This window comes from Collinsella sp. AF05-9 (genome assembly GCF_003465595.1).
In the GTDB taxonomy this organism is placed as follows: Bacteria; Actinomycetota; Coriobacteriia; order Coriobacteriales; family Coriobacteriaceae; genus Collinsella.
Genome location: NZ_QSBB01000005.1, coordinates 32,350 through 57,296, shown reverse-complemented (window position 1 = coordinate 57,296; position 24,947 = coordinate 32,350). Strand labels below are relative to the sequence as shown.

General features: G+C 61.6%; 22 protein-coding genes. 5 read left to right on the top strand and 17 right to left on the bottom strand.

Annotation, left to right across the window (positions count from 1 at the left end):
- The first annotated feature begins 62 nt into the window (after positions 1 to 62).
- Complete coding sequence (locus tag DWV43_RS02845) at positions 63 to 1,196, top strand: Abi family protein (RefSeq protein ID WP_117786803.1); 1,134 nt, start codon at positions 63 to 65, stop codon at positions 1,194 to 1,196.
- Positions 1,197 to 1,601: 405 nt separating this feature from the next.
- Here the strand turns inward: DWV43_RS02845 and DWV43_RS02840 are convergent, their stop codons facing one another.
- The 10 genes from DWV43_RS02840 to DWV43_RS02795 form a co-directional block, all read right to left on the bottom strand.
- Positions 1,602 to 2,306, bottom strand: coding sequence for a transaldolase (locus tag DWV43_RS02840; protein WP_199569339.1), 705 nt, complete (start codon positions 2,304 to 2,306; stop codon positions 1,602 to 1,604).
- 211 nt (positions 2,307 to 2,517) lie between these two features.
- Entirely contained in the window at positions 2,518 to 2,826 is a 309-nt protein-coding gene (locus tag DWV43_RS02835) for an HAD family hydrolase (protein WP_304650754.1), read from the bottom strand.
- Positions 2,827 to 2,939: 113 nt separating this feature from the next.
- Positions 2,940 to 4,019 (bottom strand): alpha/beta hydrolase, encoded by a 1,080-nt coding sequence (locus DWV43_RS02830; protein WP_117786800.1) that lies wholly within the window; start codon positions 4,017 to 4,019, stop codon positions 2,940 to 2,942.
- A 2-nt stretch (positions 4,020 to 4,021) separates the two neighbouring features.
- Positions 4,022 to 4,966 carry an aldo/keto reductase gene (locus DWV43_RS02825; protein ID WP_117635572.1) on the bottom strand — a complete coding sequence of 315 codons (945 nt, stop codon included), beginning with the start codon at positions 4,964 to 4,966 and terminating at the stop codon, positions 4,022 to 4,024.
- Positions 4,967 to 5,063: 97 nt separating this feature from the next.
- A complete protein-coding gene (locus DWV43_RS02820; RefSeq protein WP_117635573.1) occupies positions 5,064 to 5,900 on the bottom strand; it encodes a PTS system mannose/fructose/sorbose family transporter subunit IID in 837 nt (278 codons plus the stop codon).
- Positions 5,897 to 6,691 carry a PTS sugar transporter subunit IIC gene (locus DWV43_RS02815; protein ID WP_199569337.1) on the bottom strand — a complete coding sequence of 265 codons (795 nt, stop codon included), beginning with the start codon at positions 6,689 to 6,691 and terminating at the stop codon, positions 5,897 to 5,899. The genes DWV43_RS02820 and DWV43_RS02815 overlap by 4 nt, the downstream gene beginning before the upstream one ends.
- Positions 6,692 to 6,755: 64 nt before the next feature.
- Entirely contained in the window at positions 6,756 to 7,259 is a 504-nt protein-coding gene (locus DWV43_RS02810; RefSeq protein ID WP_117635575.1) for a PTS sugar transporter subunit IIB, read from the bottom strand.
- Positions 7,260 to 7,288: 29 nt separating this feature from the next.
- Entirely contained in the window at positions 7,289 to 7,717 is a 429-nt protein-coding gene (locus DWV43_RS02805) for a PTS sugar transporter subunit IIA (RefSeq protein WP_117786798.1), read from the bottom strand.
- A gap of 10 nt (positions 7,718 to 7,727) precedes the next feature.
- Complete coding sequence (locus DWV43_RS02800; RefSeq protein ID WP_117786797.1) at positions 7,728 to 8,582, bottom strand: class II fructose-bisphosphate aldolase; 855 nt, start codon at positions 8,580 to 8,582, stop codon at positions 7,728 to 7,730.
- Positions 8,583 to 8,696: 114 nt separating this feature from the next.
- The gene (locus tag DWV43_RS02795; RefSeq protein WP_158565742.1) at positions 8,697 to 9,872 is read right to left on the bottom strand and encodes an MFS transporter; all 1,176 of its coding nucleotides are present in this window, start codon (positions 9,870 to 9,872) and stop codon (positions 8,697 to 8,699) included.
- Between the two features lie 327 nt (positions 9,873 to 10,199).
- Between DWV43_RS02795 and DWV43_RS02790 the strand changes: the two genes are divergently transcribed.
- Together DWV43_RS02790 and DWV43_RS02785 are read left to right on the top strand one after the other, a co-directional pair.
- Entirely contained in the window at positions 10,200 to 11,063 is an 864-nt protein-coding gene (locus DWV43_RS02790; RefSeq protein WP_117635579.1) for a MurR/RpiR family transcriptional regulator, read from the top strand.
- A gap of 49 nt (positions 11,064 to 11,112) precedes the next feature.
- Complete coding sequence (locus DWV43_RS02785) at positions 11,113 to 11,940, top strand: HAD hydrolase family protein (protein ID WP_158565247.1); 828 nt, start codon at positions 11,113 to 11,115, stop codon at positions 11,938 to 11,940.
- A gap of 52 nt (positions 11,941 to 11,992) precedes the next feature.
- On the opposite strand, the gene DWV43_RS10150 is transcribed toward DWV43_RS02785, so the two are convergent.
- Positions 11,993 to 12,142: a hypothetical protein gene (locus DWV43_RS10150; protein ID WP_158558713.1), complete on the bottom strand. Its 150-nt coding sequence runs from the start codon at positions 12,140 to 12,142 to the stop codon at positions 11,993 to 11,995.
- Positions 12,143 to 12,393: 251 nt separating this feature from the next.
- On the opposite strand from DWV43_RS10150, the gene rlmKL reads away from it, so the two are divergent.
- Positions 12,394 to 14,952: a bifunctional 23S rRNA (guanine(2069)-N(7))-methyltransferase RlmK/23S rRNA (guanine(2445)-N(2))-methyltransferase RlmL gene (rlmKL, locus tag DWV43_RS02780; RefSeq protein ID WP_117817031.1), complete on the top strand. Its 2,559-nt coding sequence runs from the start codon at positions 12,394 to 12,396 to the stop codon at positions 14,950 to 14,952.
- 94 nt (positions 14,953 to 15,046) lie between these two features.
- On the opposite strand, the gene DWV43_RS02775 is transcribed toward rlmKL, so the two are convergent.
- From DWV43_RS02775 to DWV43_RS02760, 4 genes are all read right to left on the bottom strand, one after another.
- On the bottom strand, positions 15,047 to 15,760 hold the full coding sequence (locus DWV43_RS02775) for a response regulator (RefSeq protein WP_199569334.1): 714 nt from the start codon (positions 15,758 to 15,760) through the stop codon (positions 15,047 to 15,049).
- Positions 15,761 to 15,764: 4 nt separating this feature from the next.
- Positions 15,765 to 17,390: an ATP-binding protein gene (locus DWV43_RS02770; RefSeq protein WP_117817030.1), complete on the bottom strand. Its 1,626-nt coding sequence runs from the start codon at positions 17,388 to 17,390 to the stop codon at positions 15,765 to 15,767.
- A 134-nt stretch (positions 17,391 to 17,524) separates the two neighbouring features.
- Positions 17,525 to 19,552, bottom strand: coding sequence for a KUP/HAK/KT family potassium transporter (locus DWV43_RS02765; RefSeq protein WP_117817029.1), 2,028 nt, complete (start codon positions 19,550 to 19,552; stop codon positions 17,525 to 17,527).
- A 159-nt stretch (positions 19,553 to 19,711) separates the two neighbouring features.
- Entirely contained in the window at positions 19,712 to 20,584 is an 873-nt protein-coding gene (locus tag DWV43_RS02760; RefSeq protein ID WP_117817028.1) for a nitroreductase family protein, read from the bottom strand.
- A 214-nt stretch (positions 20,585 to 20,798) separates the two neighbouring features.
- On the opposite strand from DWV43_RS02760, the gene DWV43_RS02755 reads away from it, so the two are divergent.
- Complete coding sequence (locus tag DWV43_RS02755) at positions 20,799 to 23,099, top strand: LTA synthase family protein (protein ID WP_117817027.1); 2,301 nt, start codon at positions 20,799 to 20,801, stop codon at positions 23,097 to 23,099.
- A 576-nt stretch (positions 23,100 to 23,675) separates the two neighbouring features.
- Here DWV43_RS02755 and DWV43_RS02750 read toward each other — a convergent pair.
- The gene (locus tag DWV43_RS02750; protein WP_117582959.1) at positions 23,676 to 24,374 is read right to left on the bottom strand and encodes a hypothetical protein; all 699 of its coding nucleotides are present in this window, start codon (positions 24,372 to 24,374) and stop codon (positions 23,676 to 23,678) included.
- A 2-nt stretch (positions 24,375 to 24,376) separates the two neighbouring features.
- Complete coding sequence (locus tag DWV43_RS02745) at positions 24,377 to 24,946, bottom strand: hypothetical protein (protein ID WP_117582958.1); 570 nt, start codon at positions 24,944 to 24,946, stop codon at positions 24,377 to 24,379.
- Position 24,947 lies beyond the last annotated feature (1 nt).

Here is a 24,947-nt window from a genome sequence, read left to right as displayed (position 1 = left end):
GGCTTTTAGCGGCTGCGGGTACCTGTACCTACAGCCGCATTTTTCGTTTTGGAGGAACGATCATGAAGGAGCGCCCGCTCATCCCGGCAGAACAACAGGTCGCCCACCTCGCAGAGCGGGGCGTCCGCTTCGACATAATGAGCCCCAAGGATGCAGTCGCGTTCCTCCGCGACAAGAACTTCTTCTTCAAGGTCAAGGCGTTTGCGAAGTGCTTCTCAACGTATCGTAGCCCCGCGTCGGAGGGCTACGGACGCTACGTCAACCTAGACTTCGCCTACCTCACCGAGCTCACCAGACTCGACCACCACCTCCGCGAGCACATCCTCTCGATGACGCTTGACATCGAGCACTACATGAAGGTCCATCTAAACCGGACGATGATGGACGACGGCGCCGACGGGAAGGAGGTCCTCGACCTCCTTTTCGCCCACGAAAGGCTGCGTAAGGAGAGGATGCTGGAGGAGCGGTTCGATCCAAGCGGGTCAGAAGCCACCGTCGAGAGGATGAAGGCCATCGCCGACCGGCTAGATGGGGTGGGCGGCAGCGATCGGGTGATGCTCTTCCTCGAGATGCTCCACATCGCCGAGGATCAGACTTTGGGGATAGACCCGGAGCACCTCGAGCGCAGCGTCTCGTACCTCGGAGACTCGAACTACACCCGGGACCTCGCGAATAAGTACGGCAGACGCGAGGACATGTACGTCTGGAACTACCTGGAACTCGTCTCCTTCGGGGGAATCATCGCGCTTTACAAGTTCTACTTCTACGACCTCAGGAGGGAACGCAGCCAGGAGGCCGAATCCGTCAAGCAGCTCCTGTTCCCCGTGAAGGCCCTGCGCAACGCGGCCGCTCATAACGGCAACGTTCTGAACACGATCGGGCAGCGTCTACAGAAGCCCGTCGGCTCCATCGCGACGGCCGCGCGGGAGGAGCTCGGAATCGACCAGGAGCTCGTCGCCCTTACGAAGCGCTTCCCCGTCATCCACGACTTCACCGCACTCGTGCTCTGCTTCGATAGAATTGTCAGCGATGCGGACGCGAGGTCGGAAAAGGCGGCAGGCCTGCGCACCCTGCGCGAGCGCTTCCTTGAGCACGCCGACTATTTCGAAAAGCAGATCGAGCTTGACCGAGGAATCAGGATGCTGGGGGAAGTCATGCGCTCGGGAGCCGATGTCATCTCTTCGAGCTCCCTATAGCTCTTCAGCCCCCTAATAGCCCCTTACCATTTGGGCCCCGCTCGAACAGAGTAGGTTCGAGTAGGTTCGAGCAACTCAGCAGCAATCCGACTACCCGCTGCATGAAAACCGCAGCTCAGACGCATGACATGCCGTCCCATGAAGCAGCGGGTTCGGGTAAGAGTACGTCCGAGTGGTCAGAGTAGGGCCCGACTTCCCCCTCTTGGCGACGTGCAAAATCGCGAATATTCAGCATCTCTCGATAGCCCCGCGGTGCCTCAGAGAGCCATAAAAGCAAAAACGGCCCCCGTTTTAGCGTCAATTAGAGCCAAAACGGGGGCCGTTCCGTGCTTCAACCAGCTGGTAAAAGCCTTTACCGTGCTGAATATTCGCGATTTTGCACGTCGCCGCAGGGGGTACCCTTGCTTACGGCAGGATATGGAAGCCCAGAGCGGCGATATCCTTGGCAAATCCGCGCACGGTATCGAGCGAGACCTCGTACGGGTCACGTCCGATGTTCTTGCGCTTGGCCAGGATACTGTTGGGCACCGTGATGATCTGGCAACCGCAGGCCTCGGCCTGGTAAATGTTGATGAGCTCGCGCGTGGACGCCCACAGGACCTCGCAGTTTGGCTTGGCGGCGGCCTTCTTGACCGACTCCGTCATAAACGGAATGGGATCGACGCCGGTGTCGGCGATACGGCCGGCAAAGAGCGAGATGATGGACGGCGTCTCGGCGTCAACGGCCTCGACCATCTCGTCGACCTGCGCGGGCGTGAAGATGGTGGTGACGTTGACCTTAATGCCGTCGGCGGAAAGCTTGCGCACCAGCTCGGCGGTGGACTCGCCCTTAGTGGTCACGCACGGAATCTTGACGTAGACGTTCTCGGCCCAGGTAGCGATCTCGCGTGCCTCGACCTCCATGGTCTCTACGTCGTCGGCATAAACCTCAAACGAAACGGACACATCGGTGATGTGGGCCAGGACCTCCTTGGCAAATGCGCGGTAATCCGTCACGCCGCCCTTCTTCATAAGGGACGGGTTGGTTGTGAAGCCCTGAACGTTGCCGTTCTCGTACATGTCGAGCATGCCCTCGAGGTTTGCACCGTCAGCGAACACCTTGATTGCCATCTGCCTGATTCCTTTCGCTTGCACATGGGCGTTAAACTGCTAAACACTTTACCTACGTTTATCAAGGCGTGAGCTGCGGTTTTTTATCTTCTCGGCGAACGGCATAAACGCTTTAGCGTTTTTGAGCACACCCTCCAGCGGCAAAACGATTTTGCAGGGCGAGCCGATTTGAGCCGCCCGCCGCGGGTGAACGGTAATTGGACGGTTCCCGCTAGATCAACCCAAAGTGGCGCATGGCGGTGACGGTACCGTCGTGTGCGACGTCGTCGGTCACGTAGTTGGCGACCGCCTTGACCTCGGGCATGGCGTTGCCCATGGCAACAGCCGTCTCGACGGCGGCGAGCATGCCCAGGTCGTTGCCCGAATCGCCGAAGCCAAAAGTGCGCGCATTTCCCTCGCGGCCCAGATACGCCAGCGCTCGCGCCACGCCCACGCCCTTGTCGATGCCCTTGGGGCTCAGCTCGCGGTTTGCTTGCTGGGCTCGCTTGGAAGCTCGGCGGTAAACGCGTCTCCCAGTCAATCCGGCACCGCCGAGGCAAACCCCACACGCGCCCGCCAACGCAAAGGTCCGGCGGGACGCACCTAGCATCCCGCCGGACCGTCACTCGTCCAGGAGGCCACCGCGACGAACCTCTAGATCTTCGCAAGCTCCTCGGAGATGACGCGGCAGACGTCCTCAGCCTGAGGCATCACGCCGTACATCTCGAAGAAGCCGTGGTCGCAGCCGCGATAGCGAATCGCGGTGACATCAACGCCCGCATCCTGCAGCCTCTTCGCGAACAGCTCATCCTGATAGCGCAGGTAGTCATACTCGGAAGAGATGATGACCGTGCGGGGGAACGCGCTCACGTCCTCCGCGAACAGGGCAGACACCCTCGGGTCGAGCATCTCCTCCGCATTGCCGTTGGTGTACATCAGCGGCAGGTCATCATTGGCATTGCGAATGCGATCCACCCTGCTCAAAGCCTCGATCCTCTGGTCGTTCACAATCTCATAGAGGTCATAGGACCATTCCTCCGGAACGGGGCCGCCGTCGACGAGCGGATACAGCTCGGCCACGAGCTTGATCCTGTCCGCATGGGACCCGTCGAGGACGACGGCGTTGGTCAGGCTTCCGCCCGCGGAGTCGCCAGCCACGGCGACCCGCGTCGCGTCGACACCCAGCTCATCCGCATGCTCGACAAGCCAGTCGAGCGTCTTCACGCAGTCCTCGACACCACCGGGGAACATCGTCTCGGGAGACAAGCGGTACTCCGGGTAGATCGCGACGCAGCCCGTTCGCTCCGCGATGTCGCGCAGGCAGTTCTCGTACTGGCCAATGTTGCCCACCATGAAGCCGCCGCCGTGGATGAACACGAGCGCGGCGGAGCCGCACCCGTGGCCCTCGGGCGTGAAGACGTGCAGGGGAATGCCCCTGTCGCCAAAGTTCATGACGACGGTCTTCTTGGCGACGTTCGAGCCCCTCACGACATGGGTCTCCTTGTTGGGAGCGGAGCGCCACGCGATCACGTCCACCGGCCCCGCCGGCGCCGGGCCGGCGGCGAGCTTCGCATGGGCGCGCGCGTAGACGCGCGGATCGAGCACGCGCTCGCGCTCGTCTCCCGGCACGGGCTTCAGCAGGAGCTTCAGCCCGTTGGGCTCCACGACCTCCCTAGATCCACGCTCAAGCACTTCAAGCTCGGAAGTGGGGTACTTCCTCTCCTCGGTGCCCATGGCTAGCCGATCTTCAGCTCGTCAAGCTTGGCGTCAAGCTTGGCCATCTCATCGGCGGAAAGCTCCCACTCGAACGTCTCGCAGTTCTGAATCGCGTGGGCGTCCGTGCGCACGCCAACGAGCGCGGTGCCCACGTACTCCTTCTGGGTGCTCCAGTTCACGGCGACCTGTGCCACGGGCTTGTCATGAGCCTCGGCGATCTCGTCCATGACCTTGAGCAGCTCCTGGACGCGCGAGAACTTGGGCTCCTGGAAGTAGTCGTAGAAGCCGCCACGAACATCGCCCTCCTCGAACTTCGGCAGCTCGCGGAACTTGCCCGACAGGATGCCCGCGCCAAGGGAGCCATAGGTGAAGGAGTCGATGCCACGCTCGTAGCCCCACTTGATAAGGTCCTCGGAGGAGCGGTCGACCATGGAGTAGGGCGGCTGCTGGACGTCGACCTGAGCGACCTTCTCGCACTCCTCGATCATCTCGGTCGTGAAGTTGGAGACGCCGATGTGGCGAATCTTGCCTTGCTCCTTGAGGAGCTGGAGGGCGCACATCGTCTCGGAGAACGGGGTCTTGGCGTCGGGCCAGTGCACGAAGTAGAAGTCGATGTAGTCGGTGCGGAGATTGCGCAGCGAGCTCTCGACCTCCCTCATGATGTTCTTGAACGAAGAGTCGCGGTCATAGCCGGCGGCGCTGGTAATCAGGCCAACCTTGGTCGAGAGCAGGTAGCTCTCTCGGTCGACGCCCCTGAGCGCGTTGCCGACGACCTTCTCGGACGCGCCGTTGCCATAGCACGGCGCGGTGTCAATGAGGTTGACGCCGTGATCGAGCATGGTGCGGATGGCGGACATGCTGGCGGCGTCATCGTTCTCACCAAAGGAGTCGCCGCCGATCGCCCAGGTGCCCACGGCGAGCTGGGAGACGTCAACGTCGGAGTTCTTGAGGTGCGTGTAGCGCATATTCTCTCCTTCTAATGGGGCGGCACGCGTCGAATGTCCTCGATCGCGTGCCGCCAGGAATTGCCTTGAACAGGCTTCGGATGATCCGGAAACCGCCTTACACGATGCCCACGAGGCCGAGGACGAGCGCCAGAACCATGATGCCGACCAGGATGATGTTGACGTTCACGTTCTTCTTGCGCAGGAGCCAGAGGACGACGAGCGTAAGTCCCAGAGGCACGATGCCCTTGAAGATCGAGTCGAGGTAGGTCTGGATCATGACGGGGTCGGAGTCCTGAACCGGAATGGACAGGATCGTGTTGAATTGGACGTTCGCCGCGGTCATGGCGCCGATCATCACCAGGCCGATCGTGGAGGTCGCCTTGGTGATGAGCTTCATGAGACCACCCTCGTACATCTCGGAGATGAAGTTGGTGCCCATGCTGAAGCCGAGGTAGGTCATGAAGTATCGGCAGAGGATCGACGGGATGTTGTAGATCAGCAGGAACATGATCGCGCCGAGGGGCGAGCCGCTCATGGCGAGGTTAATGCCGATGCCGGCGGCGATAACACGCAGGACGCCCCAGAAGATTGCGTCGCCGATGCCGGACATCGGGCCCATCAGGGAGACCTTGATACCGTCGATGGACTCGGTGTCGAAGTCTTCGTGCTGCGAGTTCTCCCTCTCCATGGAGGCGACGAGGCCCATGGCGAACGTGCCGACGTTCTGGGTAATGTTGTACCAAGTCGTGTGACGCTTCATGGCGTCGGCACGAGCCTCGGGGTCATCGGCATAGTAGCGGTTAAGCGCGGGCTGGACGGAGTACAGCCAGCCGTCGGCGCCAGCCTTGACGGAACCGCCGGCGCAGGAAGCGAACACGGAGAAGGAGCGCAGGAAAATGCTGTTGAGCATCTTCTTGTCTTCAGGGCTCACATTCTTGGTCAGGTTGCTCATGCGAAGAAATCCTCCTCGTCGCTGGTTACAGAGTCGCCGGAAACGGCCTGGGTGGCCACTCCCTTCTTGGTGAGATCGAAGATCTCCTTGTCGCGGAGGGCGGAGGCAACCGCGATGATGACACCGAGAACTGCGATGGCGATCATCGGGAGGCCGAGGTACTGGTAGAGCGTAAAGCCCAAGAAGAAGTAGATGCTGAGCTCGGTGCTCCACAGCATCTGGAGCAGGAGCGCCATACCAACGGCGGGCAGGAGGGCACCCACGGCGTTGAGGCCGCTCATGACATTGGCCGGAATCTGGTTGACAATGGCGGCAACGGGCTCGGCGCCAAGGTAAACGCCGAGGAAGGCGATGAGGCCAAAGGCGGCGTACTTAACGAACCAGAGAACGAAGTGCTGAAGCGCGAGGCCCTTCTCGTTGCCCTCGGCGGCCATCTTGTCAAAGGTGGCTGCGAAGAACGCGAGGAACACGTTGTTCATGAAGATCGAGAGAAATGCGGTGACGACGCCCACGGGAACGGCCAGTGTGATGGCGGCACCCTGGTCGATACCAGCGCCAACGGTGAAGGCGACGGCGAGGGCGGTCGCGGTAACAGGCTCGGCGGAGATAGCGCCACCAATGTTAACCGCGCCCATGAAGATCGCCTCGAGAGAGGCACCGATGATGGCACCGGTCTTGACGTCGCCCATCAGGAGGCCCGCAACGAGACCTACCACGAGAGGACGCTCGATCATGCACTGACCGAGAACCCAGTTGCCGCCGTAGCAAATCAGCACGGTCAACCAGGCCATTATTGCCAACCCAACCATTTGACTTCCTTTCTTTCATTTCATTTGGCCGCCTGGCCAAATCCCCTTATTTCCCCGCCGCCTCGATCAGACTCTTGAGAGGAGTCTTGGGATTGGACGGGATAAGCTGATGGAAAACCGGAATACCCTGCTCGCAAAGCTCCTTCGCGGCCTCGAGCTCATCCGGGTTGAGCATGATCGTGGAGTTGAGGGCGACCTTGCTATCCGGATCGGACTTGTCGAAGCGGCCGACGTTGGCAACGTTCACGCCCTCAATCTTGCCCGGCGCGCCCTTAACGAGCTCAAGCACGTCACGCACGCAGTTGGTGAGCGCGAAGATGCGCATGGAGTCCGCGCGCGGATCGTTCGCGATGCGGCAGGCATCCGGAACGTCCTTGACGAGGAGTTTCTGGCCCGCCGGCGTACCCATGGAAAGCGTCATGCGAAGGGCGTCGCTCTCCACGGCGTGCTTGTTGGCGACGATGATCCTGGTGGTGTTGAGCTCCTTGGTCCACACCAGGGCGACCTGTCCGTGAATCAGACGGTCATCGACTCGAACCTGAACAATCATTGCTTCCTCTCTCTACTTGTTAGTACTCTCTAATCAAAGAAGTCTCCCTCGGACTCCTCGTTGTCCGCGGCCTTGCTCGGAGGCTCGACGACCTGCATCGTCGCCCTCGCCAGTTCGACGCTCTGCTTGATCGAATCTGCCGTGACCGGCTCGGCGCCGAGGAGCGTCTCGATCACGAGGCCGAGGTTCATACCGGTGACGTGGACGATCCCGCGCTTCTCCGGCTCCATAAGGACGACCTTCTGGAAGACGGAACCACCGTAGATGTCGGTGAAGATGATGGCCTCGTCCTCAGGGCCCACCGAGTCAATAAAGGCCTGGATGCGAGGGATGAAATCGGAGTCGTCCACGTAGCAGTCAACTGCCTCCACCATGTCCGCCATGCCGGTCAGGATTCCGATCGAGCTCCTGATTCCGCTTGCGAGGTGGCCGTGCGACGCGACAAGAACTTTCTTCATCGAGTCTCTCCTAGAGCGAATAGTGGTTGGGGTTCAGAAGCTGGATCTTGCTGACGACGAACGCGCGCATGTCGGGGGCGGCGTCCATCAGGAGGCCTATGCCGTTGCCGTCGTTCTTACCGGAGTTGATGTCCTTCTCGAAGGCGCGGTACATGGAACGGAAGTACTCCGTGGCGATGTTGAACTTACTCATGCCGAGGTTCACGGCCTCCTGGAGCTGCTCGTCGGGGATGTCGGAGCATCCGTGCATGACGAGGGGGACGCTGACGGCCTCCCTGCAGGCCTTGATGCGCTCCATGTCGAGGTTCGGGACCTTGACATAGGGGCCGTGGGCATTGCCGACGGCGATGGCGAGCGAGCCGCAACCGGTGCCCTCGACAAACTCCTCGGCGAGGTTCGGGTCGGTGTAGTGGTCGCTGTTCACGAAGTCGTTGGCGTCAGAGCCGTTGCCGACATGGCCGAGCTCGGCCTCGATGTCGACGTCGAAGATCTTGGCGACCTGGACGACGTCCTTCGTGAGCTGGAAGTTCTCCTCATAGGAAAGTGAGGAGCCGTCGACCATGACGGATGGGAAGCCGGCCTTGACGCCCTTGACGGCGATCTCGTAACCAGCGGAGTGATCCTGGTGGACGGCGACGGGCACGCTCGCGCGCTCGGCGTAATAGCGGGCGGCGAAGGCGATGATGTCGAGGGCGCAGTGGTCCTCGAAGCCAGGCCAGTACTGGATGATGATGGGCATGTGCTCATCCTCGGCGGCCTGGATCGCATAACGGATGGTCTCCGTATTGATGACGTTAATCGCGGGCACGCCATAGTGGTGCTCGGTCGCATGTTGAAGAAGCTCGTTGACCTTGATGAGTGACATCTTTGTCTTCCTTTCACCTGAATAATCATTGGATCGGACAGTTCTCAGCTCGTCAGCTGGTTGAACACGAAGCGAAGCGCGAGGCAGGCAGGCGCTTGCGAGGCGCGGTGGAGCCTATGCGGCCGCCTGGCCCTCAGGCTGCGGCGCCGCGCTTCGACGCCATAGCACGTACGCCACAAGAGCAGCGACTGCAGCAATCGTTGAAGCGAGGGCGAAGGCCAGGAAACCCGCGTGCGTGCCGAGCGCATCGCACGCCCAACCGCCAAACAGGTTCGCAACCACGACGGACAGACCGCTCTGGACCATCGCGAAGGCGCTCTGACCTCGAGCGCGACAATCCTCGTAAGTGTGGTTGGCAATGTAGGTAACGCAGGAGTAGTAGACGGTCATGTAACTCACGCTCTGCAGCAGCTGGCCGCAGACCATGACCGGGACGATGCCGGTGCCCACAAGCACGAGCCTGAGCGCCGCCATGAAGCAGGAAAAGATCAGGAGGTTCATCTCGCCGAAGCGCCTGACCAGCTTGGAGGAAACGAGCAGGATGGGGATCTCGCTCGCAGCGGAGACCGCACTCAGGACGCCCACGAGGTTCTGACCCTCGCCAAGCTCGACCGCGTAGCGGCCCAAGAACGCCCCGATGAAGCCAATCGCGGCCGAACTGATGAAGGCGAAGACCAAGACGAAGGCGATCTCATTGCTGGTGAACAGCGAGAGGAGGCCCTTTCCGTGGGAGACCTTGGGATCGTCCGCGGCATTGGCGCGAATTCCCGCCTCGGGGAGGCGCCACATGTGAGCCGCGAAGACCACCAGCGCGGCGGAGACCACCGTGAACTGGATTTGAGGAGCCATGTCGAGCAGCCGACCGACGATCAGGACGACGATGGCATAGCCGATAGTGCCACCCATGCGAATGCGAGAAAAGTCCAGGCCAGAGCGATCCGCGAGCTCGATGACGAGGGAGTCGCTCAGGGGCAGGAGCCCCGAGAAAAACGCCGAGAATGCAAAGGTTACGAGAAGGACCGGGACGAACGTCGACGCCAGGTAATACAGCGGAGCGAGTACCGCCGCCGCAAGGCAGAGGGCCACGATGACCGCGCGGCGGCGCCCGAGCTTGTCGGCGATCGTCGACCAGAGCGGCTGGATGGCGAGCGCACACACCGGGGTCGCCGCGAGGAGAATGCCGGTCTGGGCCGCGCTGAGGCCGAGGCTCGTGTAGTGAGCGGAGAGAAACGGCGAGTACACGCCCGCGCAGACCCAGTAGAGTACGTTCGCGAAGAACAGCGAAGTCATGCTTGCGTTTGTCTTGGCGTTGTGCATCGTGCTTCTCCCTTCTTGCTCGCCGGGTGCCTGTCTGGGCTTCGAAGTGATTCACCATCTAGCGTGAAACGGAGTTGCGAGGCGTTGAAACAATGTTCTGTTGTTTCATCGTTTTCGTGCCGTTGTTTCACGGCTCATAAGATAGCAGCTCAAGCTGAGATTGCGCCGAGGAAGTACCGATTTACCGTGAACGGTAGGAAATCAGCGGTGAAACGCTATTTCACCGCTGATGAAACATTTCGCTTATTTTTCACCTCTCTTGACCTAAGATACAAAGCAAGCTAGGACCAAGGAGTAACCATGGATAAGACAGGGGATGTGCTCAGCCACATCTGCGCGGTCATGAGCAGCCTATCCCCCTCGGAGAAGGCAATCGCAACGTATGTGCTCGACCACCCGTCGGATGTCGCAACGATGACCGTCCGCGAACTCGCCGCAGAAACCGGTACGTCACCGGCGTCTGTTTCGAGATTCGCAAGGACGCTTGACTACCGAACCTATTCGGACATGCGTCTGGCGCTCGGCATATCCATCAGCAGGGCATCCGGCGAAGAAAAGGCCACGGACGGCAGGATTACTCTGGACGACGTCGAGGGCTCCATCAAGTACGTCCTGTCTCACAAGGTCAAGGAGCTCTCCCAAACCGCCTCGCTCATTGACTCCGATGACTTTTCGGCAGTCGTCAATCTGCTCCACAACGCCAACCTCGTCCTGATCGCGGGCGTCGGCAACTCGATTAACATGGGCGTAAACGCGGCGTTCAAGCTCTCGCAGGTTGGAGTCAGAGCGTTTTGCCCCAGTACCACCGAAGCCATGGTCTCCGTCGCAACCAGCCTCAAGGAGAATGACGTTCTGCTCGTCATTTCGACGTCCGGATACTCGAAGCGCCTCGTCAACATATTCGACTCTGCCGAGGATTCGAACACCCCCATCATCATGATCACAGACAACCCGGATACGCCGCTCGCGAAGCGTGCCACGCATATCATCCGAGCCATCTCGCGAGATCAGGCCATCACCGGAACCGAGATCGCCTTCTCGCACAGCTCGATCAACTTCGTCATCGAGCTGCTGTTCCTCTTCCTGACCTCTTGCTGGGATGACCCGGTAGAGTTTAACAGGATCATCTCGAAGAATCTCATGGGAGACAAGCAATACAGCTAGGACGACGCACGCCGGCGCACCGATGCCCAGACCGAAACGGGAGGACCCCTTGATAAAGCTCATCCTCGCAGACATGGATGGGACCCTGTTGCCGTTTGGCTCAAGGGTCGTATCGGAGCGCACGCACAGCGCGATTCTTTCGGCGCTCGATGCGGGCATCGCGTTCGGCCCCGCAAGCGGGCGCGACTACGCCGACCTGGCCGATGCCTTTGACGGCGACGCGCGCTGTTTCTCGACCGGCATCATGGCCAACGGAAAGAAGGTCTTCTCCAGCGGCGAACTCGTGTTCAAAAAGACGCTCTCGACGGAGGCCCTCGTCAAGCTCGATAGCGCTGTACGCCCCTACGCGGGGACGTCACTCTGGCTAGTCGCCGATGTCGATGAGACAGGCAAGCGCTGCGAGCAGTTCCTCTGCGCCGTCGAGCCTGGCGACGAATTCGCCCTGGAAGTCGTTAAGGACTCCGGAAGAGACATGGCGCTCGGAGACGTGCCCACGAACCGTGACGTCATAACCGCCGGCATCTTCGTCAACGTCAGCTCCGCCCCGACGGAAGTCGTTCGGAGTCGATGCAAGGAAGCCTGCCCAGAACTTGATTTCCCCTCGCCCGTCCCATTCTTCCTCGATGTTGTTCCGGCTGGCTGGAGCAAGGTAAACGGACTCGACGCGCTTCTCGGCAGCCTTGGGGTCACGCTGGACGAGGTCGCTTTTATCGGAGACTCGGAAAACGACGTGACGCTCCTCGATAAGGTGCCGAACTCCTACGCAGTCGCGGGCGCGATGCCAGAGGCGAAGGCCGCGGCCCATCACCTGATCGGGAACGCAGCCGAGGACTCCGTCGCGAAGCTCATCGAACAGATTGTCCAGCAGCGAGGCTAGGGTTCCGCCAGCGTGGCATGCGCCGCGTGCCTCGTCATCCGTTCGTGGCGCGCTACCTCGTGACGATCCAGAGCGTGGCCATCGTCGCGACGCCGATGCCTACGATGAGCGCGGCCCACAGGACGCGGACCACGGGGTTCATGTCGCCCGCCACCACCATGTCGTTCGCGTGCCAGAACCAGCTCTCGTTTCCCTTGCGCATGATGCCCTCCCTTAGCCTCGATTACGCCATCTATGGCCGAGCAATCGCAGGTCACGTGCCATGGATTTGCCCTACGCCCAGCTTTCAGTTCTGTAAGGCGGCGGGAGCCTGTGCGAGGCCCCGAGTCCTGAGGCTGTTGCAATGAAAATGGGAATCAAGGGGCACGCATCAATCATATGGGTTCCTTTCGAGGGCGATGGCAAACGAAGCATCCATCATATAATGGAGCGACGCAACCAGAGAGGTCACCCATGGAATTTTACGCAAGCTGCCCCGAGGGCTTTGAGTCCGCACTCGCCGACGAGCTTAAACGGCTCGGGCTTTCGCATGTACGCCGCCTGAAGGGCCGCGCTACGTTTGAGGGCGAGATCGAAGAAGGCTACCGCGCCTGTCTGTGGTCGCGCCTGGCCAGCCGCGTGTTTGTGGTGCTTGGGCGCTTTGAGGCGCAGGATGCCGATGCGTTGTACGACGGCGTTTACGACATTGCCTGGGAAAACATCGTCCGCCCCGGCGCCACCATTGCCATCACTGCCCGTGGTGTGACCGAGCAGCTGCGCAACACGCGCTTCTCGGCCCTGCGCGCCAAGGACGCATTGTGCGACCGCCTGGCCGAGACCACGGGCCGTCGCGCCGATGTCGATGCTGCCGACCCCGATGTCCACCTGCTGCTTTCGCTGCGCCAACGTCGCGCGAGCATCAGCCTAGACCTTTCAGGCGACCCGCTGTTCAAGCGTCTGCCGCCCGCGGCGACCCGCGCTGGCGAGGGCACGCACGTGCTACGCCCCGACTACGCCGCCCTGGTGTTGGCGCAGGTCGGCTGGACCGCGCTGTGCGAGCGCGAGCTGACGGCCGACGACTACGAGAACGAGGCTCTACCCACGTTGATCGACGCCTCGTGCGCCGGCGGCGGCCTGCTGCTGGAAGCCGTGAATATTCTGAACGACCGCGCCCCGGGCGCCGCCCGCGAGCGCTGGGGCTTTGAGGGCTGGCAGCTGCATGATGCCGACCTGTGGGAGCGGCTGCGTGCCGAGGCACGCGAGCGCGAGACGGCAGCGCGCGAGCGCCAGGCGCGCATCGTTGCCGTAGATGCTGACCCCGCCGCACGCAAGACCGCTGAGCGCATGGTTACGTGTGCCGGCTACAAGCGCTTTGTCGATTTTTGCGCCGCCAAATCTGCCACCGTACTGGACCACGCGGGCGCCGTCGCCGGTGCCGCCCTCGTCGCGGATACGACCGAGACACCGCTGTCGCTTATGCATGACGCCATGACGCTGGTCGGCGAGCTGCGTCGCGCGCCCGAGCTTACCGCCGCGCCGGTCGCCGCCCTCACCCGCGACGGCCTTATGGCCCGCGCGCTCCATGCCGAGCCCGTGCGCTCCATTGCCGTCATGCCCAACAACGAAGAGGCGACTATCGAGGTTTGGCCCTCGCTCGACCACGCCGCCGCAGCGTTTGAGGCTGCGACCAACGCAGATGCCGAGGAGCAGACCGCAAATGCCCAAGACGAAGCCGCCGACGCCCCCATGCCCGAGCCCGCCGCCACGCTCGACCTAGGCGACGGCAAGCCGCTGCCCGTGCTCATCCCCGAGTCGGAGCAGTTCGCCAACCGCCTGCGCAAGAACGCCCGCCTGCGTCGTAAGTGGGCCAAGCGCGAGGGCGTGAGCTGCTACCGCGTCTACGATGCCGACCTACCCGACTACTCCGCCGCCATCGACCTGTACGAGGGATGCCCGCAGACGCCGGGCCGCTGGCTCGTCATCGCCGAATACGCCGCGCCCAAGACCATCGACCCCGCGCTGGCCCAGGCCCGCATGCTCGATATCTTGGCCATCGCGCCGCGCATCCTGGATGTTCCGGCCGAGCACGTGCACGCCAAGGCACGCATGCGTTCGCGCGGCGGCTCGCAGTACGGCAAGCAGGGCGCCGGCAAGGGCGGCTCGGGCGAGCGCGCCAACATCGCGCGCCGTCGCCTGCCGCTCATCGAGGAAGGCGGTCTTACCTTTGCCGTCAACTTTGACGACTACCTGGACGTGGGCATCTTCTTGGACCACCGCGTCACGCGCGATCTGGTGCGCGAGCACGCCAAGCAGGCACGCCGCTTCCTCAACCTGTTCGCCTACACCGGCACCGCTACCTGCTATGCGGCCGACGGCGGCGTCGAGGAAACCGTGACGGTCGACCTCTCCAACACCTACCTGGACTGGGCCGAGCGCAACATGCGCCAGAACGGCTTTGTGGGATCGCAACACCACTTTGTGCGCGACGACGTGCTCGCCTGGATTCGCGACCAGCGCCAGACGCGCAACCGCTGGGACCTGATCTTTGTCGACCCGCCCACGTTCTCGAACTCCTCCAAGATGGGCCGCCGCACCTGGGATGTCCAGCGCGACCATGTTGAGCTGTTGGCCGGCGTATCGCGCCTGCTCGCGCAGGGCGGCCATGCCATCTTTAGCTGCAACCTGCGCGGCTTCCGCCCCGAAACGCGCAAGCTCGCCCGCGCGGGCGTGGTGCTGGAGGACATTACGGCGCAGACCATCCCCGAGGACTTCGCGCGCAACCAGAAGGTGCACCACTGCTACATCGTGCGCCGCCTGCCCATCGAGGACGCCATGGCCGAAGTCGGCTTTAGCGCCGAGGAAATTGCCGAGCGCGTCGAGGAGCTGCGCAACCCCGAAGCCCGCAAGCCTCGCGCAGCGGCGCCCGCGCACGCGCAGGCAGGCGACCGGGGGCCGCGCGGCAACGGCAAGCCTGACTCCGCCGGCAAGCCCAAAAAGAAGAAGTTCTACGCCAGCAAGCCCAAGGGCAAATAACAAAGTTGCGGTGGAATACGGACTGTTTTGCCTGGAATTAGGCAAATTTAGACCGTATTTCACCGCAACTCATATTGGGATGGTGGTTGGCGATCTAGCCTTGGATGACCAATCGGTAACCGATACCCACGTGCGTCTGGATATAGCGCGGATGCGCGGGGTCGGACTCGATCTTCTTGCGCAGCGTGCCCATAAAGACGCGTAGACTCGCCAGGTCGCTCTTAGTCGCCGTACCCCAAATCTCGTGCAGGATAAACTGGTGCGTCAGCACCTTGTCGGCGTTGTGTGCCAGCAGGCATAGGAGTTTGTACTCGATCGGCGTCAGATGCAGTTCCTCGCCATCCATCGTGGCGATGCCGGCATCAAAATCGATATGCAGCTCGCCGGTATCGAACGAGCCCTCGGAGGCAACACCGCCCGTTTGCGCATACGAAAGGCGCCTGAGCGTCGTGCGAATGCGCGCGAGCAGTTCCTCGACCGAAAACGGCTTGGTCAGGTAGTCGTCGGCACCAGCATCGAGCGCGCGGATCTTGTCCGCGTCCTCGCTGCGCGCCGAGACCACGATGATCGGCATGCCCGACCACGTGCGCACCGACTCCACCACCTTGACGCCGTCCATATCGGGCAGGCCCAGATCGAGCAGCACAATGCTCGGCGCCTGCGACGAGGCGGCGGCGATGGCAGCATGTGCGGTCTCCACGGCCATATGGCGCAAGCCGTGCGCCTCGAGCGCGGCGACGATAAGGTTGCGGACGGCGGGATCGTCCTCAACGACCAAGATGAGCGGTTTCACGGCAGAGTTCGGCACAGCGCTACTCCTTATCAAACGAAACGTCGGCGGCGGGAAGCTCGATCGTAAAGACCGAGCCGTGCGGGTCCGCCGCGGCAACCTCTATGCTACCGCCATGCGCCAGCGCAATGGAGCGGCAAAGCGAAAGCCCCAGGCCCACACTGCGTCGGCTATCGGCCAAACCATGGTTGGCGGTGTAGAACGACTCAAAGATACGCTCGCGGTCCTCGGAAGCAATGCCCGGGCCGTCATCGGCCACCGAGCACGCCACGCGTCCATCGCCGGCATCAATCGAGATCACGATATGCGAGCCTGCGGGCGTGTAGGTAATGGCATTGTTCACCAGGTTTACCACCAGCTGCACCATCAGGCGCGCATCGACATTGACGAGCGCCGGCTCATCGCTCGCCACCACCTTAAGATCGTGCTCGCGCACGGCCGGATTTACATGGCGCAGCGCCTCCTCGACGATATCGTCCATAAGCTCGAGCGTGGTCGACAGATGCATGCCGCCGCCCTCGAGCTTGGTGATGGCAAGCAGGTTCTCGACGGTGGCGTTGAGCCACAGCGCATCCGAGCGAATGGATAGCAGCAGGCCGCGGCGCGTCTGGGCATCGAGCACCGCGGTGCCGGTCGAACCCTGATCGAGCAGCACGTCGGCATTACCCGAAATACTGGTAAGCGGCGTGCGCAGATCGTGCGAGATGGAGCGCAGCAGATTGGCGCGCAGCTGCTCATTTTTGGCAAGCACCGCCGCCTCCTCGCGGGCCTCCATGGCGCGGGCGCGATCGAGTGCCAGCTCGCCTTCGCTCACGATGGCATCGGAAAGTGTCCGCTCCTCGTGCGTCAGCACGTCGGGCTCGGCAACGATAGCCAACACGCCCACCACCGAGGCGGGATCGCCCGCGCGCACCATGGTGTCGCCCGAGCGCACGGTCAGGTAGATGCCGTAGAACGCCGAGCCGCCGTAGGTGGCATCGAGCGGCGTTCCCACATAGGCGGACGCCGAGAGCCGCGGCGGCATCTGCGGCGCCAGTTCATGCACCGGCGCGACATCGCCCACGGCCGTGTATGTCGCACGCGGCAGCAGGTCATCGCCCTCGGCGTCGGCGCTGTACCACACGACTGGACAGCCCGAAAGACGTGCCAGCTGCGTTGCCATAGCATGGACAATCTGCTGCTGATCGGCGCAGCGCTGCAGCATGCGGTTGGTCTCGAGCACCATCTGCGTGCGCCGGTCGCTGGCGGCGGCCTGCGCCAAGGCACGACGCAGGGCAAGCGAAATCGAGCTCGACACGAGCGAGACCGAAAACATGATGAAGAACATGCCAGGATAGACGCGGTCGATAAACGACAGCGAGTAGCGCGGGTCGACAAACAGGAAGTTGTAGAGCGCCACGGCGGCAGCCGAACTCAGCAGGCAATACAGGCGGCTCCAGGTAAAGAATGCGCACAGCTGCACGGCGAACACATAGACGATCATGATGCTCGGCGCGAGCCCCGGATGGTCGAGCAGCGCGCCCACAATCGTCGCCGCGGCTAGCAGCCCCGCCGATACGCAGGCGTCATACAGAGGGCTGCGACGCGTCAGCGTTGTACGCCGCCACCAAAAGTTCTCGGCAATATCGCCGTCCGCACGGACGTCCATCAGCGCCCCGCCCCTCTCTCAAAACAGAAACCACCACAAAGGGGACTGGCACCTTTGCGGTGGTGGCCTCCTTGTGGTGGTTCCAAGTGTATAGCCTTGCAGCGTGCGGTCGCTAGACAAACAGCAGACGTCGACTACGGGCGCTCGTCGGGGGCCAGACGCTGCATCTTGTTCACGGCCTTAAACTTGGTGAACAGCGGCACGTACTCAAAGCTCACGTTGGAGTTCTCCAGGCCGTACCAGCGCGCGGGGGTGCCGGCAGCACGGCGGATGATGTACTTGAGCGTGATGGCCGTACGCTCGCTGGGCTCCACGTCGCTTTCGGGCGCCAGCAGCTTGCGGATCATGACGAACTTAAACGTACCGATGTTGCCCGGATCCTTGTAGACCGAGTAATCGTGCGTCTGCGCCGGCAGCTCGCCGCTGGCAGCCAGGTCCTGAACAACCTGGCGCAGGTAAGCATTGACGCGCTGGTTGATCTTATAGCCCAGGTACAGATGCACGCGGAATACGTAGTCGGTGCCGAACGTCTCGACCGAGTAGGCAAAGGTATGCGGCTCGTCCATGGTCTCGACATTCACGAACCACCAGGCACGAGCGCGCTTGGGGTGCTTGTCCAAAATCGAGTAGACGATATCGCGGTCGATATAGTCGGTGTTGGTGTCCTTGGTCAGGTACACGATGTTGTCGCTCATGAGCTCGTAGCGATCGTCGTCGCGCAGGCGTTTGAGCTGCGGCAGATAGCTGCGCAGCGGCAGCAGCGTAAACTGACGTTGCTCGACCGCCGTGCCGTTGTACCAGCACACCATGATGCCCATGATGAGCGCGGCCATAAGGATGGTGAAATAGCCGCCGTGGAAGAACTTGGTGAGCGAGCTCACAAAGAAGAAGCCCTCGAGCATAAGGAAGAAGGCGGCAAAGATCCACGGCGCGACCTTGAGCTTGCGCTCCTCGTGCAGGTAGAAGAAGAGCAGCAGCGTGGTGCACATCATAGTCAGCGTAATGGCAAGGCCGTAGGCGGCTTCCATATGCGCCGAGTTCTGGAACAGCAGCACCACGACGACGCAGCCCACGAGCATGACGTTGTTGACCATGGGGATGTAGAGCTGGCCCTTGGTCTCGGCAGGATAGAAGACCTGCATATGCGGCATGAGGTCCAGGCGGCTGGCCTCGGACACCAGCGAGAATGCGCCGGTGATGAGCGCCTGCGAGGCGATGATGGCCGCGACGGTGGAAAGGCCGACGGCAAAGGGGCGCAGACCCGGGGCGAGCATCTGGTAGAAGGGGTTGAGGTCGGCGATGCCCATGAGCTCCGGGTTACCGGCGTTGTTGATAAGCCACGCGCCCTGGCCCATGTAGGACAGCAGCAGGCAGCACTTAACGAACGGCCAGGTGGCATAGATGTTGCCGCGGCCCACATGGCCCATGTCGGAATAGAGTGCCTCGGCACCGGTGGTAGCGAGGAAGCAGCTGCCCAAAATCATGATGCCCGCATGGTTGTTGGGGCTCAGCAGAAAAGCGATGCCACGCAACGGGTTGAGGCACAGCAGCACCGCGGGATACTGGCAGACAAAGAACAGGCCCGTGCCGCCCAAGAACAAAAACCACAGCGTCATGATGGGGCCGAAGGCGTGACCGATCTTGGCCGTGCCGATGCGCTGCACCAAGAAGAGCGCGATGATGATGGCAAGCGTGATGGCGACGACACGACCCTGGTCGTCACCGAGCACGGCATGGACCGCCGGGATGGTGCGCAGGCCCTCGATGGCCGTGGTGACGGTAACGGCAGGCGTCAGGATGCCGTCGGCGAGGAGCGCCGCGCCGCCCAGCATGGCGGGGATGATGAGCCACTTGCCGCAGCGCTTGACCAGGCTGTACAGGGCAAAGATGCCGCCCTCGCCGTGGTTGTCGGCGCGCAGCGAGATCAGCACGTACTTGACGGTCGTCAGCAGCGTGACCGTCCACACGACAAGGGAGAGCGCGCCGAGCACGAACTCCTGCGTGACGCTTCCGATGCCGCCGTTGCCGGCAACGAGCGCCTTGGTTACATACATGGGGCTGGTGCCGATATCGCCATACACCACGCCCAGCGTGACGAGCATCGCCGAGATGCTCACAGGAATCGCAGCGTGCGAGGCTACTTCCTTTGCCTTTTGTTCCATAAGCCGGTTTCCTCCCAATTTTAACGTTCGACGGGATTATATGTAATCAGCCCATATTTTAATGGCACCGTTTTCCCAGCTAGATAAACATTTATGCGGCCTTTAGGCCACCACGGCGATATGGAATGCGACAAGGGGACGCCCCCTTTGTCACATTCGTCATTTTCCGAGCCAGTTTTTGAACCACCACTCCATAGAGCGGCTCATCTCGGCCATAAAGGGGCTCGTGTGCTTACGGGTGTAGATGTCGATGACGCGCTCGCCCACCTCGCGGGCGTGCGGGCGAAACATCGCGTCCATCTCGGCCACCTGCGCATCCATGGTCGCGGTATCGGCGCGGCAGTAGTGCTCCTCGTGCACCAGGTTCACCACGGGATGCGCGATTGCCGGGCGCTCCTTGCGGGGCGTGCCGATGATGAGCATCGACAGCGGCATGGTATAGGCAGGCAAGTCCAGCAACTCGGCGACTTCCTCGGCATTCTCGACGATATCACCGATGTAGCAGCTCCCCAGCCCCAGGGCCTCGGCGGCAACCACGGCGTTTTGCGCAGCGATCACGGCATCCTGCGCCGCGATGGCAAAGTCGCCCAAACCCGGCGCGCGGCGGGGCACCTTGCCCGTGCGCTCGACAAACTCGGGCTCAAAGCAGCCCACGTGCTCAAACAGATCGATCCACTTGGCATAGTCGACCACAAATATGAGTGCCCAGGGCGCCTTGGCGATCATGGGCTGGTGGTCGCACAGGTCGGCAAGACGATCGAGCGTAGCCTGCTCACGAATGCTCACGATGGAATACATCATCATGGCGCCTGCCGACGGCGCGCGACTCGCCGCATGCAGAATCGCCGCCCGCTGTTCGTCGGTCACCGCCACGGGACGGTCGCTGTCATCGCGCGCAAAAGCGCGCGTGGACGAACGGTGCTCCAAAATGTCCAGTACCGCGTTGCCCGTAGTCTCGACCGGATAGCCGTACGTATCCACGACCGCAGCTCCGTCGCCGCCCATGTCCGCCTTGCAAACCTGCTCGCTCATCGCCCTACCCTCGCCATTTCTTTAAGAAGCCTTTACGTTTCCGTGTAATTCCCGTCCATTATCGCGCAGGTGGGCACTCCATTGCGCAACACCGCCATACTCGCGCGTTATTATGGCTGGTTGTTGTACGCAGCCGTCAAATGCTGCGCATATCTCGGTAACAATCGGGTTAATCCCCGCTTTCGTAGGTTTTAAGTTTGTGAGGAGTCTCAGCATGTTCGCTGCCGCCATCTCGCTCGTCGGTCTTGCGGCGACCGTCTACCTTGTCTTGCGCGAGGCCAAGGCCATTTGCGCAAAGTCGGGCACCGTTGCCAAAAGCGCTCTTGGGTGGAGCGTCGCCTTCGGCCTGTTCCAGCTCTTTTTGACCATTTGGGGCGCCATTGGCCTCGTCGCCCAAAACGAGCCGCTCGCCTTTGTGATGCTCATCCTGACCAATGCCATCCTCACCGGATGCGCTTGGGCCAGCATCGCCCGCGACCGCATCGCCCCGCGCGTCTTTGCGTTCGCCGAGCCCGACGCGCCCGCCCCCACCGGCAAGCTCGCCCGCCTGCGCGGCGCCTTTGTGGGCAAACCGCTCGTCGCCGCCGTCTTGTGCCTGTTGCTCGCCGGCGTCTTTGCGCTGCTGGGCCTGGAGGTCTCGTCCAACCACGACTTTACCTGGGTCTACCCCCTGTGCATCCTGCTCGAGTGGGCCATCATCACCGTGCTCATGACCGGCTTGTTCTTCCTATTCCAGCGCCACGGCGCAGCTCCCGCGGTCCTGGCCTTTGCCCTCTTTGTCCTGGGCATTGCCGAGTTCTTCGTCATCACGTTTAAATCCATGCCGATCCAGCCGGGCGACCTTTCGGCCATCTCCACCGCCGCCGCGGTCGCCGGCAACGGCTACACCTTCTCGATCTCGCTGTTCTGCGTGCTGTCCATGAGCTTTACCGCCATCGCCATGCTGCTGTGCGAGTACGCCGGCCTGGTCGCGCCGCATCGCCAGAAGGGCGCCGCCAACGCCAAGCGCATGCTGCTCACCAACCTGCTCGTGGCGGTGCTGTGCCTGGGCGGCGTGACCGCGCACGTCACCCTCATCGACTACTACAACACCCTCGGCATCACCGTCTACACCTGGCGCCCGCTCGAGAGCTACTGGCGCGAGGGCTATCTGCCAGCCTTTATTAGTGCAGCGCAGTCCATCAAGCCGCCCAAACCCGCCGACTATTCTGTCGATGACGCCAAGGCCACGCTCAAAAAGTACGCCAAGGCCTACGACAAGTCCGACGCCGCCAAGAGCGACGAGCGCACCGCCGCAAAGGAGCAATTCGACAGCGAGAAGCCCACGGTTATCGCCATCATGAACGAGACCTTCTCGGACCTGTCCATCTACCAGAACATGCGCGCCGGCTACGAGGGCCCGCAGTACTTTAAGAACCTGTCCAACTGCCTCAGCCGCGGCAAGCTCTATGTGAGCGCCTACGGCGGCGGTACCGCCAATACCGAGTTTGAGTTTATGACCGGCAACTCCATGGCTAACCTGGGCTCGGGCGTGTACCCCTACACCATCTACAACATGGAGACGACCGGGAACCTGGCAGAGCAGTTCAAGTCGCTCGGATATTCCACCACGGCCATGCACCCCAACCACGCGACCAACTGGAACCGCGAGAACGTCTATAAGGACTTTGGCTTTGACCAGTTCCTGTCCATCAACGACTTCCAGGGAGCCGACACCCTGCGCGGCATGGTGACCGACCAGGCAACCTACGACAAGATCCTTGAGCTGCTCGATCAGAACGCCGATCCGCAGTTTATCTTCGACGTGACCATGCAGAACCACTCGGGCTACGACACGGGCCTGCTGCCGGTCGACAAGCAGATGCACCTGAACATCGACACGACGGACCTGGACGCCAAGACCGTCGAGGACGGTACGCTCTCCGATGTCGACGAGTATGTCTCGTGCATCGAGCAGTCCGACCAGGCGCTTCGCTACTTCCTCAACGCCCTGAGCAAGCTCGACCGTAAGGTTGTCGTGGTGTTCTGGGGCGACCACCAGCCGTTCTTCCCGTCCAAGTTCAACGACAAGTGGTTTACCGGCGAGGATGATGCCACGCACCAGGAACGCCTGTGGCAGACTGACTACATCATCTGGGCTAACTACGACGTTGCCGGTTGCGACCAGACGAGTGAGGTCGACGACCTGTCCACCAACTACCTGTCCACCCAGCTGATGCAGCTGATCGGCGCCCCGCTTTCCGACTATCAGAAGGCGCATATGACACTGCGCGAGTCGCTGCCCGCCATCAACTCCGTCGGCTACGAGGACGCCAGCCTGCGTTGGGCGCTTTCCTCCAACGTCACCGGTGACGACGCCGCTGCCGCAGCCGCCACCAAGGCGCGCGAGGATTACGCCAAGATGCAGTACTACGAGATGTTCCGCGACGGCAAGAACGTCTACACCGAGCACTTCCAGACCGAGGCCAACGAGACCGACCCCAACCTGGCGCCGGGCACGACCAAGATCAAATAGCGACACGTCTTAACTGGTTCGTCTGCCCGGCGGCGCGGAACGTAAGGTTCCCTGCTCGGACAGTCCTGCGCAAGACGAAGGCCACATTAAGTGGCCTTCTTTGTATTCGGAAAGTGTGTCCCGGAATCTGCCTTCGGAATGGGACGCAGTTTCCGCTTGAGGGCCTGTTGGGAAAGCGCATCCCACTTCAAGAGTAAATTCCGGGTCGCACTTTCCGCTAAGGCTCTCAACCGGAAAGTGCATCCCATTCCAAGCCTTAATTCCGGGACATAGTTTCCGGACAAGACATCAACCGGAAAGTGGGGACCACTCTGAGCGCCGATTCTGGGACACACTTTCCGAAACACCGCCCATCCGGAAAGCCCGTCCCACTCCGAATACATCCAGGCATAAAATCATCAGCTTATTAGGCCTTCTATCAATAAAGAGACACCCTCCCGAGCGGCGGGCTCGAAGTTCATCGCGAGTTCCGCACGCAAAGAAGGCCACTTAATGTGGCCTTCGTCTTGCGCAGGACTGTAGAGCAGGGAACTTCGTGCCAGCCGCCCGGGAGGGCGTTGCGTTTAGAAGATGGACCTAGTACTTATCCCTCCGGGACAAAAGTAGCGCGGCTATAAAAGCGATGCTGGCAAGAGTTAGCAAAACTAAAAGCAACGTGAGCGTGTTGTCGCCCGTTGCCGCCAGACCAAGCAAGCCGGGCTTCTTGCTGTCAGCAGACTGCACGGGAATCTTCTCGCCATCGTCCTCGGCGGTAATCTCCCAGCGAATGGTCTTGTTTGCGTCGGCAAGCTCGTTGCCCACCGACGTCGGAACGCTTAGCTGCAGATTAAGCACCGTGCTGTCATCGCTCGTAAACGTGGCGATTTGCGTGGGATAGGCGAACACGCTGCCCGGTGTTCCTGTCTGGAGCCAACCTGCAGAGGCATCGCCCACAGTCGCCGTTAAGGTGATGGGCGATAGCAGATGTGCCGTCTCGTGATCGACAACAGCCCGCACAAACACACGTACCTGGGACTTTACACCCGTGGTACGAACCCCAATCTGTTGCTCGCGTACATCGCCGGGCATTAGATCTTTAAAGGCTGGAAACAGATCGGGCTCCCCCGAGGAGTCCGTCGCTCCCGATACCGTTAGCTGGCGTGCATTTCCGTCATAGGCAATCGTGGGAACGTCAGCAAACGCACGTGCAGGAACGGCAAGCGCGATAAGGCAGACGATTGCCGCCATCACGCAGCGCAAGGAACACACAACGTCTTTACGAATCGGAGAAGCCATACCTACGCACCTCCATGCGGCGGCACCAGCACGCCATCCTTGACTGTACAGCCCCATGCCTCTGCAACTGCATCGTCGGGCGTGGATTGAATTGCTTGGGTCGAAATGTCAACGACCAGGTTCTTCCCATCTGCCTTCTGCTCAGTCACGCTCTTGATGAGCACATCGGTTTTGCCCATCGGAGCAACGGGAGACGTCCAGTAGTAGTACCCGTCGGACGCGACAACCCAAGACGAGGCGGTGTTGGAAGCAGATGCCTTGGACACACTGCCCCAGTCAATGACGTAGTCGGTGCCGGCAACTGGCTCATCCCACAGGCGTGCGCCATCCTGGTCCTGCCAGTAGATATCCACTGCAGCACGAATATAGGCGGGCGCAGTACCCGTGTTCTTCGCCTTGACATCGCTTTTCACTTTGCCGTTGAGCGTTTCCTGAACCGATGGCGTCACCGATCCGATGCCGAACTGGTTGACCAGCACGCCCGTAACCGAAAGCCAGGCCAACGTGCCTGCCGTACCGGCCAGGAGGATAACCCCCACCAGCAAGGCGATGATGCGCTTGCGCTTGGACATG